The organism is Aureimonas sp. AU20 (genome assembly GCF_001442755.1).
In the GTDB taxonomy this organism is placed as follows: domain Bacteria; phylum Pseudomonadota; class Alphaproteobacteria; order Rhizobiales; family Rhizobiaceae; genus Aureimonas.
In genome coordinates, this window is sequence record NZ_CP006368.1 from 117,432 (window position 1) to 135,782 (window position 18,351).

At 67.8% G+C, this 18,351-nt stretch carries 13 protein-coding genes; 9 read left to right on the forward strand and 4 right to left on the reverse strand.

What is annotated here, in order from left to right:
- Window positions 1-2 precede the first annotated feature (2 nt).
- The 4 genes from M673_RS17535 to M673_RS17550 all read right to left on the reverse strand — a co-directional run bounded on the left by M673_RS17535 (window position 3) and on the right by M673_RS17550 (window position 5,888).
- A complete protein-coding gene (locus M673_RS17535) occupies window positions 3-2,072 on the reverse strand; it encodes a type VI secretion system Vgr family protein (protein ID WP_061978007.1) in 2,070 nt (689 codons plus the stop codon).
- Between the two features lie 43 nt (window positions 2,073-2,115).
- On the reverse strand, window positions 2,116-2,589 hold the full coding sequence (locus M673_RS17540) for an Hcp family type VI secretion system effector (protein ID WP_061978008.1): 474 nt from the start codon (window positions 2,587-2,589) through the stop codon (window positions 2,116-2,118).
- Between the two features lie 40 nt (window positions 2,590-2,629).
- Window positions 2,630-5,317, reverse strand: coding sequence for a type VI secretion system ATPase TssH (gene tssH, locus M673_RS17545; RefSeq protein ID WP_061978009.1), 2,688 nt, complete (start codon window positions 5,315-5,317; stop codon window positions 2,630-2,632).
- A gap of 235 nt (window positions 5,318-5,552) precedes the next feature.
- Window positions 5,553-5,888 (reverse strand): STAS domain-containing protein, encoded by a 336-nt coding sequence (locus M673_RS17550; protein WP_148640173.1) that lies wholly within the window; start codon window positions 5,886-5,888, stop codon window positions 5,553-5,555.
- 134 nt (window positions 5,889-6,022) lie between these two features.
- Here M673_RS17550 and M673_RS17555 point away from each other — a divergent pair, with 134 nt between their 5' ends.
- The 9 genes from M673_RS17555 to tssM all read left to right on the forward strand — a co-directional run bounded on the left by M673_RS17555 (window position 6,023) and on the right by tssM (window position 18,252).
- Window positions 6,023-7,060, forward strand: a complete 1,038-nt coding sequence (locus M673_RS17555; protein WP_187301348.1) for an ATP-binding protein — start codon at window positions 6,023-6,025, stop codon at window positions 7,058-7,060.
- A gap of 63 nt (window positions 7,061-7,123) precedes the next feature.
- Entirely contained in the window at window positions 7,124-7,507 is a 384-nt protein-coding gene (locus M673_RS17560) for a PAAR domain-containing protein (RefSeq protein WP_061978012.1), read from the forward strand.
- A complete protein-coding gene (locus M673_RS17565; protein WP_061978013.1) occupies window positions 7,508-8,587 on the forward strand; it encodes a methyltransferase domain-containing protein in 1,080 nt (359 codons plus the stop codon).
- Window positions 8,588-8,835: 248 nt separating this feature from the next.
- A complete protein-coding gene (locus M673_RS17570; protein ID WP_187301349.1) occupies window positions 8,836-9,468 on the forward strand; it encodes an FHA domain-containing protein in 633 nt (210 codons plus the stop codon).
- 1 nt (window position 9,469) lies between these two features.
- Window positions 9,470-9,979 carry a type VI secretion system lipoprotein TssJ gene (tssJ, locus tag M673_RS17575; protein ID WP_187301350.1) on the forward strand — a complete coding sequence of 170 codons (510 nt, stop codon included), beginning with the start codon at window positions 9,470-9,472 and terminating at the stop codon, window positions 9,977-9,979.
- A 70-nt stretch (window positions 9,980-10,049) separates the two neighbouring features.
- Window positions 10,050-11,384 carry a type VI secretion system baseplate subunit TssK gene (gene tssK, locus M673_RS17580; RefSeq protein WP_061978016.1) on the forward strand — a complete coding sequence of 445 codons (1,335 nt, stop codon included), beginning with the start codon at window positions 10,050-10,052 and terminating at the stop codon, window positions 11,382-11,384.
- A gap of 3 nt (window positions 11,385-11,387) precedes the next feature.
- Complete coding sequence (icmH, locus tag M673_RS17585) at window positions 11,388-12,980, forward strand: type IVB secretion system protein IcmH/DotU (protein WP_061978017.1); 1,593 nt, start codon at window positions 11,388-11,390, stop codon at window positions 12,978-12,980.
- A complete protein-coding gene (locus tag M673_RS17590; RefSeq protein ID WP_061978018.1) occupies window positions 12,977-14,761 on the forward strand; it encodes a type VI secretion protein IcmF/TssM N-terminal domain-containing protein in 1,785 nt (594 codons plus the stop codon). Before icmH ends, M673_RS17590 begins: the two co-directional genes overlap by 4 nt.
- Complete coding sequence (tssM, locus tag M673_RS17595; protein ID WP_061978019.1) at window positions 14,758-18,252, forward strand: type VI secretion system membrane subunit TssM; 3,495 nt, start codon at window positions 14,758-14,760, stop codon at window positions 18,250-18,252. The genes M673_RS17590 and tssM overlap by 4 nt, the downstream gene beginning before the upstream one ends.
- Window positions 18,253-18,351 lie beyond the last annotated feature (99 nt).

The window sequence follows — 18,351 nt, forward strand, 5'->3', positions numbered from 1 at the left end:
GGTCAATTGATCTTCACCAGGCCGCCATTGATCTGCGTCATGCCCGATCCCTTGACGTCGACCATCAGGCCGGACAGTTCGGCCTTCCCGGTCGCCTGCGCGGTGACCATAGGCCCCTTGATCATCACGCCCTGCGGCGTCACCTCGATCGTGCTCTGTCCGCATTTCAGCGTAATGCCTTGCAGCGCCTCGATCGTCACCTTGCCGGCGGCGCATGTCTGGGAGAGATTGCCGGCCTGCAACTCGACGCTCATGTTGCCGCCCTGCAGCGCGATCGAAAGATGGCCGCTGCCGAGTTTCAGTGCGTCGTTGCCCTGGGTCAAGGTCACGGTGCGGTTGCCCTGGGCGATGTCCAGCGTCTCGTTACCCTGCGAGAGGGTTTCGGCCCGGTTGCCCTTCGAAATCGTCAACGTGTCATTGCCGTCAGTGATGGTCGTGGTGCGGTCGTTCTTGATCGTACGGGTCTGGTCGTGACCGATATCGACGACGTCGTCGTTCTCCACCACGCGCTTGAAATCCTTTTGCGCGTGGAAGAGCACCTGCTCCTTGTCTTTCGTGTCGTCGAAGGACAGTTCGTTGAACGTCGCCGTGTCACCGGATTTCGTGCTGCGGGTCCGCAGCCCGCTCTTGTTCATCTCGCCCGGCAGGGCGAAGGGCGGCGTGAAATCGCCGTTGTAGAGAGCGCCGGTCACCAGCGGCTGGTCGGGATCGCCGTTCAAGAAATGCACGATCACCTCCATTCCGACACGCGGAATGAACTGCATCCCCCAGCCCTTGCCCGCCCAGCCCTGGGCGACGCGGATGAAGCAGGAGCTTTGCTCGTCCTTCTTGCCGAGCCTGTCCCAATGGAACTGGACGCGCACCCGGCCATGCTGGTCCGTGTAGATCTCGGAACCCGAGGGGCCGACCACCGTGGCGGTCTGCGGTCCATGGGCGCGGTGCTTGGCGGTGTGGATCGCCGGCCGCGCCGTCCGCCCGGCGGGAATGGCGCGGAAACGATTGGAATAGGTGGCAACGCCGTCCTGCTTCGGCCGACTGTTGAAATAGGACGGGTCGATCAGGCGATGCTCGATCGTGGTCACGACCAAGCTCTCGCCCGATAGCTGCGCGCCGTCTAGAAGAGCGACGTCGTCATGCGAACTGCTCTGGATGGAGAATTTGCGCCCGGGAACGAGCGAGACGGCTGTCGATTGCCCGTCGAGTTCTTCGGTCAGCGCGTCGGCCGCGTCGACATTGCGAGTGGCGGCGGCCTTCTGCTGCGCGTCCAGCGCCTCGCGCTCGCCATAGGCGAAATGCTCCCAGCCGCTCCAGGCGCTGGTAAGCGAAAGACTGGACTCGCTGGACCCGTCGATCGGCGTCGAGGGTGCCGTGAAATCGAACTGACGGAAACCCCATTTCGTGTCGGCCATCCGCCGATGAAGCGAAACGGACTGAACGAGGCGCTCTCCCTCGACGCTCCCTTCGGCATGGCGCAGCGCCGCGCCCGAGGCGGCGGCATACTTCACCGCGCTGTCGCTGACGACGAGCGTGTGCGCGCTGTCCGTATGTTCGAAGAAGAAGAAATAACCCTCTTCCTCGAAAAGGCGGGACACGAAGTCGAGATCGGTTTCGCCGAACTGGACGCAGTAGGGACGAGGCGTCTTGGCCCCCACCACATCGAAGCGGAAATCGTTCACCTTGCGCTCGCCGAAGATCGCGGTCGCGATGTCCACCACGCTCTTTTCCTGGAAAATTCGGTAGTTCGAGGAGTGGCGGAGAACGGCAAGGCTGGGCTCGACGTCGATCTCGCAGCGCCGATAGCCGCTTCGCAGCAGTGGGCCGAAGCGCAGGCCCGTGACGATCCCATGGATCTGCCGCGTTTCGCCCGCGAAGCGCGCAAGCGTAAGCCCCACCGCCTGACCTAACAGGTCGGCTGGAGCGAAGGTCCGGCTGCACAGCCCGCGAAGCCGGAACGAGAAGAGCCGCGACAAAGCTTCGCGACCCTCCATTTCCTCGACCACGAGCACATCCTGGCCGAGCGGCGTTTGCAGCCGCAACCAGCGCTGTTCCTGCGACAGGGAAACCGTCGACATGGAGACCTTTCAGGACGATGTCGGAGACGATGCGGGATCGGGATCAGGCGTTCTTGCGGGTAGACATATCGTAGGTCGTGGTCTGCGACTCGCCCGTGTTGTCGGCTTTGGCGACCGAGTTCTTCATCATGACCTTCGTGAAATTGAAGGATAGAGTTTCTTGCGGGCGGTCGCCGCCGGACGAGATGGAGTAGCCCGACGTCATCGTATTGCTCAGTTCATAGCGAAGAAACTCTTCCTCACCATCCTTCTTGGTGCGCGTAAAGGCGACCTCGACTTTGACAGGCAGGCCGTAGAGGGCCTCTTCCAGCATCTTATGGGAGATTTTGTCGAGTTGCTTGCTCACGGTAATTTCGCTGACCGAGGCAGCGGAGCTTTCGCGTACGCCCGAAGTACCGTCCGCTGAGCCGATGCCACGGCCGACGCCCCACTGGAAGCTATTCAGTTCGATCCATTTCTCGAAACCAACGGCGGTGACGTTGCCTTCGAGGGCGTCATATTTAAGATAGATGGCCATGAATGCGTTTCCTTGATGGAAGACTGTTTGGACGACGCGGTTATTCTGCCGCGACCGGTTCTTGGGCCGGGTGCGAGTCCCCCTCCGCCGCGTCGGCGGGGGTGAAGGTGAAACTGCCGTCGGAATCGAGCGCGATCCGCACGTCGGGCACCTCGCGATTGTCCGCGATCCAGGCGAGAACCTGGGCGGAGAGTTGCGGCAGGAGGCTGCGCGACAGAATGTATTCGATGTTGCGCGCGCCGCTCTCGACCTCGGTGCAGCGCGCCGCGATGGCGGCCACGAGGCCGTCGTCCCACACGAGCCGCGCCTTGTAGGTTTCGGCGAACCGCTTGGCGATGCGCTTGAGCTGAAGCTCCACGATCTGCCGGATCACGTCGTCCGCCAGCGGGAAGTAGGGGATCACCGAGCAGCGGCCGAGGAAGGCCGGCTTGAAGCTCTTCAGAAGTTCGGGCCGCAGCGCATCGGCCAGCTCTTCCGGGCTCGGCCGCGTCGCCGGATTGGCGCAGAGGCGATGAATCAGATCCGTGCCAGCGTTCGACGTGAGAATGATGACGGTGTTCTTGAAGTCGATGTCGCGGCCTTCGCCGTCGCGCAGCATGCCCTTGTCGAAGACCTGGTAGAACACGTCCTGGACGCCGGGATGGGCCTTCTCGACCTCGTCCAGCAGGATCACCGAATAGGGCCTCCGCCGCACCGCCTCGGTCAGCACGCCGCCCTCGCCATAGCCGACATAGCCGGGAGGCGAACCGACGAGCATCGAGACCTTATGCTCCTCCTTGAACTCCGACATGTTGATGACGGTGAGATTCTGTTCCCCGCCATAGAGCAGCTCGGCCACCGCGAGCGCGGTCTCGGTCTTGCCGACGCCGGACGTGCCGACCATCAGGAAGACGCCGATCGGCTTGCGAGGATCGGACAGCTTGGCGCGCGAGGTGCGGATGGTTTCGGCGATTGCCTCCAGCGCCTGCGGCTGACCGATGACGCGCTCTTCCAGCTTCGGCTTGAGGTTGAGCACGGTCTTGATCTCGTTGGAGATCATGCGGCCGACCGGAATGCCCGTCCAATTGGCGATCACCTCGGCGATGGCCTGGCTGTCGACCGTCACCCGCATGAGGGGATGCTCGCCCTGCAGCGCGGTCAGCTCGTCGCCGAGCTGGCGCAGTTCGGCGCGCAGCGCGTCCGGGTCGCTCGTCCCGGCCTCGCCGTCCGCCGCGCCGCCCAGGGTTTCATGCAGGGCGCGCATCTGATCGACGATCGCCTTCTCGCGCTCGAACTGGCCCTCCAGCTCCCCAAGCCGCTCCTGCGTCGTCGCGCGCCGCTCCTCGAGTTCGGCCATGCGTGCGGCATGGTCGGCACCGATGCGGGTCTCGCGGCCGAGAACCGCCAGATCGGTGTCGAGCATCTGAATCTGGCGCCGCGCGTCCTCGATCGCGGCGGGCGTCGAATTGCTGGCGACGGCGACGCGTCCCGCCGCCGTGTCGAGGAGGCTTACCGCCTTGTCGGGCAACTGGCGGCTCGGAATGTAGCGGCGCGACAGGCGCACCGCGTCCTCGACCGCTTCCGACAGGATGCGCACGCCGTGGTGCCGCTCCAGCGTCGGCACGAGGCCGCGCATCATGGCGATGGCCGCCTCGTCGCCCGGCTCCTCGACCTTCACCACCTGGAAGCGGCGGGTGAGAGCGGGGTCGCGTTCGAAATATTTCTTGTACTCGGCCCAGGTCGTGGCGGCGATGGTGCGCATCTCGCCGCGCGCCAGCGCCGGCTTCAGAAGGTTGGCCGCGTCGTTTTGGCCGGCCGCGCCGCCGGCGCCGATCAGCGTGTGCGCTTCGTCGATGAACATGATGATCGGCTTGGGCGAGGCCTTCACGCCCTCGATCACGTTCTTCAGGCGGTTCTCGAACTCGCCCTTCATCCCGGCGCCGGCCTGGAGCAGGCCGAGATCGAGCGAAAGCAGCTCCACGTCCTTGAGACTGTCGGGAACGTCGCCGGCGGCGATCTTCAGGGCGAAGCCCTCGACCACGGCCGTCTTGCCGACGCCCGCCTCGCCGGTGAGGATCGGGTTGTTCTGGCGACGGCGCGTCAGGATGTCGATGATCTGGCGCGTTTCGGCGTCGCGGCCGAGAACGGGATCGATCTGTCCGTCGCGAGCCCGCGCCGTGAGGTTGACGGTGTATTGGTCGAGCGCCGCGGAAGCGGCCCCCGTCGGCGCTCGCGGCCGGGGCGTCTCGCCCGTCGCAACCGATCCCTGCGGCGCTTCGGAGCTGGAGGCCGTGATCGTCGCCAGCGTGGCCTTCAGGTCTTCGCCCTTGATCTTGGCGAGTTCGCGGGAGGCGTCCCTGGCGACGGCCGAGAGCGTGTCGTCATCCATCAGGGCGGCGAGGAGATGTCCGCCGCGTACGCTCGCCTCTCCCGATTCCAACGAGGCCAGGAGCCAGGCTTCGCGCATCAGCCGGACGACGTTCGGCGCCAGCGAAGGTGCGCGGCTATTGCCCGTCTTGAACCGATCGAGGACGCGGGTCAGATCCGCCTGCAATCGCGCGAGATCGACCCCGAAATGACGAAGGATCGCCGCCGCATCGGTGTCGGCGGGCTCCACCAGCTTCGTCAGCCAGTGTTCGATCTCGACATTGTAGTGGGTGCGCGAGAGGGTCAGGCCCACCGCAGCTTCAAGGGATGCGCGGGTGGGCGCATTGAGGCGCCCAACCAGAACCTGCAGATCCACGGCCAATGAACTCTCCCCATGCCTTCGCGAGGCGTGCGGGCTGGTCTTTTCCGGTTCGTTGGAACCGAAAGTCCTGCACCGCGTTTGCAAGAGACGTACACCGAGATTACGTCTTGGAGCGAGCCCGACGAGGCCCCGAGACTTGGCTCAGAGTCTCAGAAGCCTCTGAATTGTCCAACGGCTTCGAATGGGCGATTTTTGCGGGTCGCACGCCGTGCGCTCAGGCCGCAATCCCGAGGCGTCAGGGCTGCGCCACCGCCTCGTCGACATGGGCGAAAATCGGAAACAGACGCAGAAATCCGCTCATCTCGAACACGAGGCGGATGCGGCTGTTGAGCCCCGAGAGGGCAAGCGAGCCGCCGGGGATAGCCTTGATCTTCTTGGCGGCGGACAAAAACACCGATAGGCCCGTGCTGCTGACATAGTCTATGCCGGAGAGGTCGAGCACCAGCCGCGCGTCGCCCCGCTGGATCACCGCCGACAGATGCCGGTCCAAAAGGGGGGCGGTGTTGCTGTCGAGGCGACCGACGGGCGCCACGACAAGCCGATCGCCGCGCCGAGCTTCAGTGATATTCATGGCCTGATCCTGGAAAAACGCGCCCCGATGGAAAGTCGTCAAGGCTTCGTCAATGCAATTTCTATGTTCTATTCATCGGACAGCTCTCTTACAAATGCGTTTCCATGACCGCTCCGCCGCCGACGTCGCATTCCATGTCGCCTGATGACCGGCTCGCGGCCGAGGTCGCGCGCATGTTGCTGCCGCAGCGGTTTCCCCACCGGCGCGACCTCGAGCTTTCGGGTCTCGCCGGGACTTCGGCGGAGGCCTGTTCCTTTTATGATGTCTTCTGGCCGCCGGGCGGTCTTCTGGCTCTGTGCGCTGCTTCCGTCCCGCGCGCCGGGGCATCGGGCGCCTTGCGGGCTGCCGCCTTGCAAAAGCTCGTGAGGGCCGGGCTCGGCTTGTCTCTTTCCGCTGACGAGACGCTCGCGCTGGTCGGGCGGGCCTACGCGGCCGAGTTCGAGGAGGAGCCCTTCGATCTCGCGCTCCTGACGCTGGACCCGGCGAGTGGCCGGTTCGCCGGCGCCGGACAGGGGCGTCATATCGCGGCAATCGGCGCGCGGGTCTCGCCCGGCGACGGCGTGCTACCGATCGGCTCGGTTCTCTGGCTCGCCGCCGGCGCGCAGGCGCTGGGCGAACCGGCGGGAGAGGGGCCGGACCTTGGGCTTGACGATCTCGCCGCGCGTCTTCTCGATACGATGGCGCCGGGCGTCGCCCTGGTCGGAGTGACGTTGCGGGCGACGGGCCGGAAAGCCTCGTACGATTTCTCGATGGCGAACGAACTGGCCGCGATCGCGGGCCTCGTCTCCGGCGTGGAGGCGACCCTGGCGCGCGAGGGCGTACCCGAGCCGGTCGCCGCAGGGCTGGGCCTCGCGCTCGACGAGTTGCTGACCAACACCGTGAGTTATGGTTATCTCGACGGCGGTTGGCACGAGATTCTTGTGGAACTGGACGTTGCCCCCGGCTGCGTCGACGTGTCCGTGCGCGACGACGGCCGTGCCTTCGATCCGCTCCTCGCGCCCGAACCCGATCTCGCCGTCGAGCTGGAGGAGCGTCAGGTCGGCGGGCTGGGCATTCACTTCGTTCGCACGCTCGCGGACGAGATCAGCTACGAGCGTGAGAGAGGATGGAATGTTTTGAGACTGAGGAAACGATTCGACCCCGAAGCCGGTCTTGAATCGTCTGGCGGTTGAGCCCACGGGCAGGTAAACAGAAATCCTTCGTTCTGGCGGTCTTCGCCTGCCCAAGGTCTCCCTATGCCGCCAGCCGCCCGAATGACCGATATGGTGCTGCAGGATGCACCGCATTGTCATGCGCCCATTCATCCGGCGGCGCCTGTGCCCACCGCCGTTCCCCACCCCGCCATGCCCCTGCCCATCGTGAAGGGCCAGCCCAACGTCATGATCGGAAACCTGCCGGCGGCGCGGCTGACCGACATGACGCAGCCGTGTCTTCTGGCCGGCTGCGTGCCGGGCGGGCCGGGGATGCTGGCCAAAGGGTCGGCGACGGTGATGATCGGCGGTATGCCGGCGGCCCGCGTCGGCGATCTGACCATGCATCCGGCCTGTGTCGCTCCGATTCCTAGCCCCACGGGAAAGGTGCTTCCGCCCGGCTGCGCGACCGTCATGATCGGTGGCTGAATGCGGCTCGGCCATTTTCATGCCCTGAAACCGGTCTGTGTGGCGTGCCGCCTGAAAGGGGTGCTGGCGCCGCTTTCGCTCGCCTGTGTGGAAGAAGAACGGCACGACGACGTTCGCGCCGGGCAGCTTCATTGCGACGCCTGCGGCCTGCGCTATCCCATTCTGGACGGCCTGCCCATCCTGGTGCCGGAGCTCGGCCGCTTCCTGTCCGACAATCTCTTCTACCTGACGATGCGCCGCGATCTTTCGCCTGGCGTCGCCGATCTCCTGGCCGAGGCGACGGGACCGGGCGCCGGGCTCGACGCGATCCGCCAGCACGTCTCCTCCTATGGCTGGGATCACTGGGCCGGCCATGATCCGGCCGAGGCAGGCGGCGAGCAGGTCGAACCGGGGCAGGCGGCGCGGCTCATGGCGCGGCTTCTGGACGCCCTGCCGGCGGCGCCTCCGAGCGGGCCGGTGCTCGATCTCGGCTGCGGAGCCGGACGCACCGTGGCGGAGCTCGCCGAGCGCACGGGACGGCTGGTGCTCGGCCTCGATCTTTCCGTACCCTTAGCGCGCATCGCCCAGGAGGCTGTGATCGGCGGGCGGGTGGTCTACGACCGGCGGCGCAGCGGGCTGCATTTCGAAAGACGGGCCTTCGCCGTGCCCGCCCATCCCCAGGCCGACATCTGGATCGCCGACGCGATGGCGCTGCCCTTCGCGGACGAAGGTTTCGCGCTTCTCACGGCTCTCAATCTTCTCGATTGCGTGGCCGATCCCAAAGGAGCGCTGGCCGAGTTCGGCCGCGTCCTGTCACCGGACGGCGCCTGTGCCCTGGCGACCCCGTTCGACTGGAGCGGCGCGGCCACGCCGCTGACGCATTGGCTCGGCGGACGCTCCGCCCATGCAGCCCATGCTGGCCTGCCGGACCGGGCGCTGGATGCGCTTTTGTCGGACGGACCGCAAGCCGCCGGCCCTTTGCTTCGCAGCCGCGCGAGCGAGGAGGCGGATTGGGAGATCCGCCTTCACGACCGCTCCGCCATGCGCTACCGCACGCATCTGTTCTGGTCCGCCAAGCGCCGCTCGGAGCTGGCGGCATGAGCGGCTCGCCCGCGCGCTTGGCGCGCCCCGCCGCCGTCCGGCGCAGCGCTTCGGCTGCATCCGGCGCGCGCGTCCGCTCCACGGCGCTCCGCCGCACCCCTTCGTTTCGTCTTTCTTGCCACAAGCCTGTTCGGGTGGGCCTGACCGCGCCTTGGCCCGACCACGATCGCCGGGCGGCACGCACCATGCGTCTCACGTTGACCCTTCAAGGACCTGCGCGCCTGATGGGCGCCGCGCCGACTCGAGTCTTGACCACGGGGAGCCTTCTGATCGGCCGGTCGCCGGTCTGCGACTGGGTCCTGCCCGATCCCGACCGGGTCGTGTCCGGTCGCCATTGCCGGATCGATAGCGAGACGAACCGCTTCGTCCTGACGGATCTGTCCACCAACGGGACGTTCGTGGACGAGGCGAGCGAGCCGCTCGGCCCCGGCGCTCATGTCACGCTGCGCGACGGTCAGGCGCTCCGCCTGGGAGACGCGCGCGTTCTCGTCCAGCTCACGGGCGCGGCGTCCTCCGTTTCGTCCGCCCCGGAGACGGAAGCACAGAGCGCTCTGATCGCCGATGATTGGTTCGCGTCGCCCGGCACCTCGAGTGCGGCTTCGCCCGTCGGCCCGGACTTCGGCGAGCTTCTGACGTTGGAACTGGCCGAGCCCGCCCTTCAGGGCGTAGCGGTTCCAGCCTTCGCGGGCGAGCCGCCGCCAAGCCTCGCCTCGCTCTGCGAGGGGCTGTCGGGTCGTGACGTGCTGGCGGCGTTGGAGGAGGTGGCGGCGCGCTGGGAGCCGGAGCTGGCCGCCCGGCTGAAGCGCGATCTGGCGTTTCGCCTCGACCTCGCGCAGCGGCAGGACCCCGCATTCCGTGACCGCGAGGCCGGCGGTGCGTGACGTGACTCTCAGCCGCCGTTCCCTTCTCGCGCTTGGGCTCCTCCTGCCGGTGGCGGGCTGCAGCCTTCTGAAGAAGGACCCGCCGCTCGCCAAGGAGATCGAGATCAAGAAGCCGGCCGACGGCGCCAAGATCGATTTTCTCGCCACCGCCTCGCCCCTGGTCAATCCAGGCCGGGACGGCGTGCCGTCGCCGATCTCGGTGCGGCTTTACATCCTGTCCTCGCCCGACCTCTTCACCGAGGCGAATTTCTTCGAATTATGGGAAAAGGACGAGGCGACACTGGGGGCGACGCTGCTCGGCAAGAAGGAGCTGTTCATGACCCCGAGCGACGTACAACGCATTTCCGCGCCCTTGGCGCCCGATGCGCTGGCCGTCGGGGTCACGGTCGGCTTCGAGGAATTCCAGAAGGCCAAATGGCGCGCGATCATTCCGCTGCAGGGCGAGAAGACTTTGAAAATCCGCGCGAAGATCGATAGCGAATCGGTCACGCTCGGACCGCAGGACGATTGAGAGCAGAGCCTTCCGTTGCGCGGTCAGGGCCGCGACATCCGGGGGCGAAGAGGGTTGGGACCGGAACGTCATGGCATTTGCGAACAGGGTCGTCTGGTCCGAGGGCATGTTCATTCGCGCCCAGCATTTCCAGCAGGACGCCCGCTACATGGAGCGGCTCGTGCGCGGCCGCGCGGCGGGGCTTCGTGGCTATGGCTGGGGGCTGCTTGAACTCAAGCTCAATCACGAACTGCTGTCCACCGGCCGGTTCGCGGTGGAGCGCGTGGCGGGCGTCTTCGAGGATGGCACGCCCTTCGTCCTTCCCGACGATACGCCCCATCCCGAGCCGCTGCATCTGACGGAGGCGACGCGCAACTGCATCGTCTATCTCTCCGTGCCGATCAGCCAGCCGGGCGGCTTCGAGGCCGCCGGCCCGAACGGCGAGGCGACGACGCGGTTTCGCGTCGTGGAGCGGGACGTGCCCGACTCCAACGCCGGCGAAACCGCGCTCGCACCCATCCAAGTGGGCGAGCTGCGCCTGTCCTATACGCTGGAGAGTTCCGAGCGCAACGGGTTCCACCATATCGGCCTCGCCCGAATCCTGGAGGTGCGCGCCGACAACAGCGTCGTTCTCGACAACAACTACATTCCGCCGCTCCTCGACAGCGCCGTCTCGCCCTATCTCGCGGCGCTGCTGAACGAGGTGGTGGGCCTTCTCAACCATCGCGGCGAGGCGATCGCCGGACGGCTCGTTGCGGGTGGCGGGGCAGGGACCCTGTCGGACATGACCGACACGCTGATGCTGCAGGTGGTCAACCGCTGGCAGCCGGTCTTCGAGCATCTGGCCAGTGCCTCCATCGCCCATCCCGAGACCGTGTTCACGGCGGTCGCCTCGCTTGCGGGGGAGCTTTCCACCTTCACCAGCGCCGAGCGGCGGCCGCGCTCCTTCCCGGCTTATCGTCACGATCAGCTCCAGCTGACCTTCATGCCCGTGGTGACGGCTCTGCGACAGGCCTTGTCGACCGTCCTCGACCAGGGCGCCATGGCCATCGCGCTGACGGAACATCGCTACGGCATCCGCGTCGCGCAGGTGCCGGAGCGCTCGATGTTTTCCAAGTACAGCTTCTTCCTGGCGGCCAAGGCCAACATGCCGGCCGATGTGCTCGTGCGCGGTCTGGTCGGGCAGGTGAAGATCGGCCCGGTCGAGCAGATCCGCGAACTGGTCAACACGGCCCTGCCGGGCGTGCCGCTGCGAGGCCTGCCCGTCGCGCCCCGGCAGATCCCGTATCACACGGGCAAAGCCTATTGCGAACTCGATCGATCCTCGCCGCTCTGGCGTCAGTTCGCGACCTCGAGCGGCATGGCGCTGCATGTGGGCGGCGACTTTCCGGGTCTGGAGCTTGAACTCTGGGCGGTGAAGGACTGAGCCGTGCAGACGAGGCCGCCCAATCCTTTCGCTCCCGATCCGACGGAAAGCTCGGGGTTCGATCCCGACGCGACGGTCCGCCGTCCGCTGCCGGGACCATCGCCCTATGGCGCGCCGGGCGGCTCGTCTGCCTATCAACCTCCCTATGGATCGCCGACCGGCGGGGCGGGCTTCGGCGCGCCCCCGGCTTGGGATGCGCCGGGTGCGGGTTTCGCGCCGTTCGGCGGCTCGCAGAAGCCCGATCCGTTCGGCTTCGCCGGTGGCGGTCGCGATCCCCTGGATTTCGGCTTTTCCCCCGATACGTCTTTTGGCGGTGCGCCCGCCATGGCGCGGACTGATTTCGGCTCCCTGGCCGGCTCGATCCGCCTTGGCCCCGACTCGCACGTGGAACAGGCCTTCGAACTCGCCGCGCTCAATGCGCTCGTGGCGGTCGCCTCTCCGCTCCTGTGGCTGGCCGCGCGCTTGAACGAGAGCCTGCCGGTGGACGACGTCGCGCAGTTTCGCGCCCGCGTAATGGAAGACGTCTCGCGCTTCGAGACCCGTGCGATGACGCGCGGCGTCGCGCCGCGCCTTGCCCGTGTCGCGCGCTATGCGCTCTGCGCGACGCTCGACGACATTATCCTCAACACCAGTTGGGGCGGACAGTCGGACTGGCCGATCAAGGGCCTCGTCAGCACCTTCTATCAGGAGACCTGGGGCGGCGAGCGCTTCTTCGATCTTCTCGGCCAGCTCTATGCGCAGCCGGAGGAGAATATCGACGCCCTGGAGCTGATGGCGCTCTGCCTGTCCATCGGCTTCGTCGGCAAGTACCGCGTGATGGAGGGTGGTCTGGCCCATCTCGCGCGCCTGCGCGCGGAGCTGTATCGCACGATCCGCCGACTGCGGGGGCCCCACGAGCGGCGCCTTTCGGCCGCTTTCGCCCCGGTGGATGCGCCCTATCGTCCGCCGGCGCGGATGATCTGGTTCTGGGTGGCTTCGGCCGCCGTCCTGGCCGCGCTTCTGGTTCTCTATCTCGTGCTCGGGTTTCTCCTGTCGTGGCGGGTGGACGCGGCGGCCGAGCGCATCGCCGCCCTGCCGCCGGCCATGCCGGTCTTCGTCGGAGCGCCGGACGTGCCCGCCATTCCCGAACCCTTCGCGCCGCAGGCACAGACCCAGCTGCAGCGGATCCAGAGCGCCCTGACGTCGGACATCACCAATGGCGAGTTGGAGGTCGTGGCGGATGGCGGCGACATCGTGGTGCGGCTGCTGCGCGCCTCCTTCCCGACCGGCGGAACGGCCTTGAGCGAGAGCGAGGCGCCCATGCTGCGCCGGATCGCGGCCGCGCTGAATGCGGAACCCGGCCCGATCACGGTGATCGGCCACACCGACAATGTCCCGATCGCCAATGCGTCCCCGACCCGCAACAACGACACGCTGTCGCGCGATCGCGCCGCCTCGGCCGCCGCCATGCTGCAGCGTTTCCTCGGCGAGCCCGCACGCATTTCCTTCCTTGGTCGGGGGGATGGTTCGCCCATCGCGTCGAACGCCACGCCCGAGGGCCGGGCCCGCAATCGGCGCGTCGAATTCCGCATCCCGACGGAGGACGTCGCACCGTGACGCCGCGCCACCTCGCGGCCTGGAGCCTCGGCCTCGTTCTCGCGCTCGGCGCCGGGCTCGTCGTCTGGCGCCTCGCGCCGGTGGCCTCGGACGATGCGCGCTTCGTCCTGTCGGCGGTGCCGGTCGTCGTCTGGGCCATTCTCCTGTTGCTGTTCGGCGCGCGTCCGGTACGGCCGAATGCGCCCGCCACCGTGCCCATTTCGCAGGAAGGCGCGCGGGAATGGCGCTCGGCTCTGGCGGCGCGCCGTCTGGCGGGGCCTCACCAGCGATACCGGCTGCCGCTCTTCGTGCTTCTCGGCCCGCCCGGCATGGGCAAGTCGCAACTCCTGGAGCGCTCGGGCCTCGATCTCGATGCGCCGGTGGAGGCGGATGGCGCCCGCTGGTGGCTGGGCTCGGAGGCGATCTTCGTCGAGATCGCGAGCGAGCCCACCGCCGTGGAACGCTTGGCGGCGTTTCTCCAGCGTTTTCGCCCGGCCTGTCCGCTGAACGGCGTCGTCCTGGCCGTCAGTCCGGCCGATCTGACGCTCGCCGATGCGCTGGAGCGTCGCGAGATCGGGGAGGGGCTGGCTGCAAGCCTTGGCGCGCTGGAGGCCCGGAGCCGCTCGCGCCCGCCCGTCTATGTCGCACTGACCAAGATCGACCTCGCACCGGGTTTTCTCGAGGGGTTCGAGGCGCTGGAACCGGGCGAGCGGCACCAGTCCTGGGGCTTCTCCTTTCCTCTTTCGCTGCGCGACGGAGCCAAGACCGCCGAGGTGGTGGACGCTTTTCATGCCGGCGTGCGCAGCCTCGTGGAGGCGACCCGGGCGCGGCTTCTGGACGCGCTGGCGCGGGTGAACGATCCGTTGCGCGGCGGTCGGCTCATCGGCTTCGGCGCCCAGGTCGCCGCCATGGACCCGATCGTGGATACGGTTCTGCGGCCGATTCTCCCGTCCGATGTCCGCCGGCGTAAGGGCGCCTTCCTGCGCGGCATCTATCTCACCAGCTCGCAGCAGGATGCGCTGACGATCGACGCGCTTCTGCCCGAGTTGGCGGCGCGATACGCAATGCCGCGCAGCGGCACGCTGCCCGATATCGACATGGGCGATGCCGAACACGGCTTCTTCGTCGCCGGCATGCTGCGCGACGCGGTGATCCGCGAGGCGGGCCTAGTGGGCATGGCGCGTCCGCCCTGGTATCGCCGCCCGGTCTTCGGCCTTCTCGTTCTGGCCGTCTGCCTTTGCTTGTCGCTTCTCGGCGCGGCGGCGCTGCGCCTCGGCTTCGACCGGGCCGAGGCGCAGATCGAGCGCCTGGAGACCCAAGTCTCCCATCTCGACACGGCGGCGCTTTCGTCGCGCGAGGCAAGTCTCGACGCTTTGAGCCGCGTGGCGGAGGCGACGGATCGCATTGGCCGACTGGAGGCCGAGGATGGGTTGGGAGGGGTCTTTCGCCCGTCTTCCGCCACCGATCTTCGTCAGGCGATCGAGGCGGCTCACGACACCGCTCTGCGCAACAGCCTGAGCCCGCATCTGACCGCCCGTCTGGCGGCCGATCTCACCGATCTCGACGCGGAGCGGGACGCCATCGCGACCCGACTGGCGGCCGCCGCTCCCGAGGCGAGCGACCACGCCGAGGCGCTCGCAAGGTGGCTTGAGGAAACGGTCACGCGCCTGCCGGAGGCGGGCGCCCGGGCCTCCCTGCTGCACGAGGCGCCAAGGGCGCTGACGCTGATGCCCGCACGGCCGGAGCCTGTCTATCTCGACGCGGCGCGGCGCATTCTCGCTTGGGAGGACAGCCAGCCATGAGCGGGCCTTCCTCTCCCGGCCGCCTCCGGCGCTTCCTCGCCCATCCGCTCACCTGGATCACGGTCGCAGCGCTCGTCGCCGCCGCTCTCGTCTGGTTCGTCGCGCCGCTTCTCGCCTTCGGCGACATCCGCCCGCTCGGCGACGCGACACCGCGTCTCGCCCTTCTTTTGGGAATCGTGCTCGCCTGGGGTGTCGCGGCGGCAGTGCTGGGATGGCGCAAGGGGCGGGAGGACCAGCGCCTCGTTTCGGCCCTCAGGGTGCAGCAGGTGGAGAGCCACGCCAACCAGGATCGGCACCGGTCCGAGGTCGAGCGCCGCTTCGCCCTGATCCGTCGCAAGACCGACGAGACGCTGGCCCGGCTCGGGCGCGATGGCGGCCGGGGCCGCATCGGACGGCGCGCCTTTCGCCTGCCCTGGTATCTCGTCATCGGGCCGGAGGCGTCCGGCAAGACGGCGCTGTTGCTCAACGCCGATCTCAGCCTTCCCTTCGGCCCGCCGCAGGGCGCGGGCGGCCCGACGGAGGATGTCGACTTCCTGTTTGCAGAGAACGCCGTGTTCCTGGATCTGGCCGGCCGCCTGACCGGGGCGGGGGGCGAGGTGGCGGACGGTCAGGTCTGGTTGCGGCTGCTGGACCTCGTGCGGCGGCTGCGCCGTCGCCAGCCCGCCTGCGGGATCGTTCTCGTGCTCGATGCGGCGAATTTTTCGCGAATGGGCGAGGAGGCGCGACGCTCGCTCGCCAAGACGCTGCGGCTGCGGCTGGACGAAGCCGGCGAGCGGTTTCGGGCCCGGCCGCCCGTCTATCTCGTCTTCTCCAAGCTCGATCGGCTTCTCGGCTTCTCCGCCTTTTTCGAGACCACCGACCGCAGCGAGCGCGAGGCGGTCTGGGGCATGCCCTTCCTCGCCTCGGAGGACGAGCGCGAATTCACGCCGGACGAGCGGTTCCGCATCGGCTTCGCGGAGTTGGCGCGACGGGCGGCCGAATGGCGCCTGCCGCGCCTTCAGGAGGAGCCCGACGCCAGACGCCGTGCCCTTGTCTACGAGTTTCCCGAGCAGTTCGCCGCGTTGGGCGATCTGGCCGCACCCTTCGTCCAGATCCTCGCGGTGCCGCATCGATTCGACCGTCCGCCCTATCTGCGCGGCGTGTTCTTCGCCTCGGCCCGGCAGGGCGGGCCGGTGATCGATCTCGTCGGCCTGGCGGCGGGCGAGGGCTTCGCCGCGCCGTCCGGCCTGCCGCGCCCCGGCGAGCCCGACCCCACCCGGTCACGGCCCTTCTTCCTGCACGAACTCCTGGCCTCGCTGGCACCCGGTGAAGCGCTGCGTGGCGGCCTGTCCGCGACGGCACGGCGCGTCACGCAAAGCTGGCAAATGGTGGCGGCCGCCCTTCTCGTTCTCCTGGCGCTCGGCCTGACCGCCCATTGGATCGCCCGCCATCAGGCGGCCTCCGCCTATGCGCAATCAATGCAAAACGACGCGGCCGCTTTGCGGGATCGGTTGTCGGGCACGCGGTTCGGCCCCCGTCTACCGCCTTTCCTCGATATCCTTCCGACGCTGAACGGCTTGCGCACGCTGGAAGGGCGCGAACCCGGGAAGGAGGCGGAGCGCGTCGCCGATGTGCCCATGCTTCAGAGCGAGGCCGGGCGCGCCTATGCGACAGGCCTCGACCGGCTCTTCATGCCCTATCTCACCGAGGGGCTGCAGGCGACCCTGGCGAGCGAAGCGACCAGCGCGGCCGATCTCTATCGGGGTCTCAAGCTCTATCTGGCGCTGTCGGGCCAGCGGCCGCTCGATACGCTCGACCTGCCGCACCTTGGCGCATGGCTGGCCCAGGTCTGGTTGCCCAGCTATTCCGAAGCGGACCGGGCCGCCTTCGCAGCGCATGTCGCAGCGCTCGGCAGCCATGACGTCGCATCCCGATCCGCAGACGCTTCCCTCGTCGCCGACACGCGGCGGCGCATCGCCGCCTACACGCTGTCGCAACTGGCCCTCGATCTCGCGAAGGCGCGTCCCGAGGTCGCGGCGCTCGCCCCCTGGCGGCCGAGCGACCATGCCGGTCCTTCGGGACCGCTCGCCTTGGCGAGGCTAGACGGCGGCTCGCTCTGGGACGGGCTCCCGGCCTTCTTCACCGCTGGTGCGTTCCGGACCGTGGCCTTGCCGGCGCTGCAAGCCGGGGCCGCGGAAATCGAGCGTGACGCCTGGGTGCTGGGGTCGAGCGATGGCACGGCCTCGCGCGACATTCTCGACGGCACGCTCGGCCTTTATTCCGCCGAGGCGATCCGCCTGTGGGATGGGCTCCTGTCCGACCTGACGGTCCGCCCCATGCCGACGGCCGCCGATGGCGCCCGGCTCCTGTCGCTTCTCGTCACCGCACCCTCGCCCGTCACCGACCTCCTGGCAGCGGTCGCGATGGAGACCGACTTCTCGCCCCCGGCGGCGCAGGCCGCCGTGGCGGGCGCCGTCGCCTCCGCCCTGGCACCGGCCGCCGCTTCGCTCGGCCTTGCCGCGCCTGTCGATCCCGGCCGCGCCGTCACTGAGGCTTTCGCTTCGCTGCGCCGGGCGACATCCGCGGCGGAGGGAAGCGCCTCCCAGGTGGCCGGCGTTCTGGCGGCCTTCGAGCCGCTCTACCGCCAGCTCAACCACATCGCCAAGGGCGGCAACGTTCTCGAACTCGGCACCGAGCCGCAGACTGTGTCCGCACAGATCGACCTTCTCGTCGCGGCTCTTCCGCCCTCGCTGCAACCGTTCTTCAAACGTCTGCAAACCGCCGCCATGGATCTGATTCAGGGCGCGTCGGGCGAGCGGCTGCGCGAGGTCTGGAACACGACGGTCCTGCCGGCCTGCGAAGCGGCGACGGTCGATCGCTTTCCGTTCAGCGCGCGCGCCGCCCGGGACACGCCGTTCGAGGATTTCAAGTCGGTCTTCGGTCCTCAGGGGCAGATTGCCAGCTTTCGCGACGCCTATCTGAAGCCCCTGATCGACACCAGCGCGCGACCCTGGGCATGGCGGCCGGGGCGCCCGGCGGATCTGTCGATCGACGAGACGGCGTTGAAGGGTTTCGAGCAGGCGGACGCCATCACGCAGGCTTTCTTTCCCGGAGGCGAAGGCCCAGCCGCCCGGTTCTCTCTCTTGCCCATCAGTCTTGATCCGAAGGCTCAGGCCGCGCGCTTCGATATCGGCGGCCAAACCCTGCGGTTCGCCCATGGGCCGGCGGTGCCGGTCAGCGCGCAGTGGCCCCCGGCTTCGCCCAATGCGCCGGCTGCCTTGACCATGACGCCGGAAATCGACGGCGCCCGCAACATGGCGATGGGCGAGGGGCCATGGGCTCTGTTTCGTCTGGTGGACCAAGCCGTCTCCCGCCGTCTCGTTGACGGCAACGCGCTCCTTGCCAGCTTTTCCCTCTCCGGTCGCAGCTTCGTCGTCAAGTTGACGCCGGCCAGCACTCGCAATCCGTTCGAGCTGAAAATGCTCGACAACTTTCGTTGTCCGCGTCTTTAAAATTTTCGAGCTCTGGCTTGGAGAGGTCGTCTTGTTCGCCGTTCCACGATGGGCGCAATCATTGATGTCGACGCCGACGGGGATCTGATCGCCACGGCT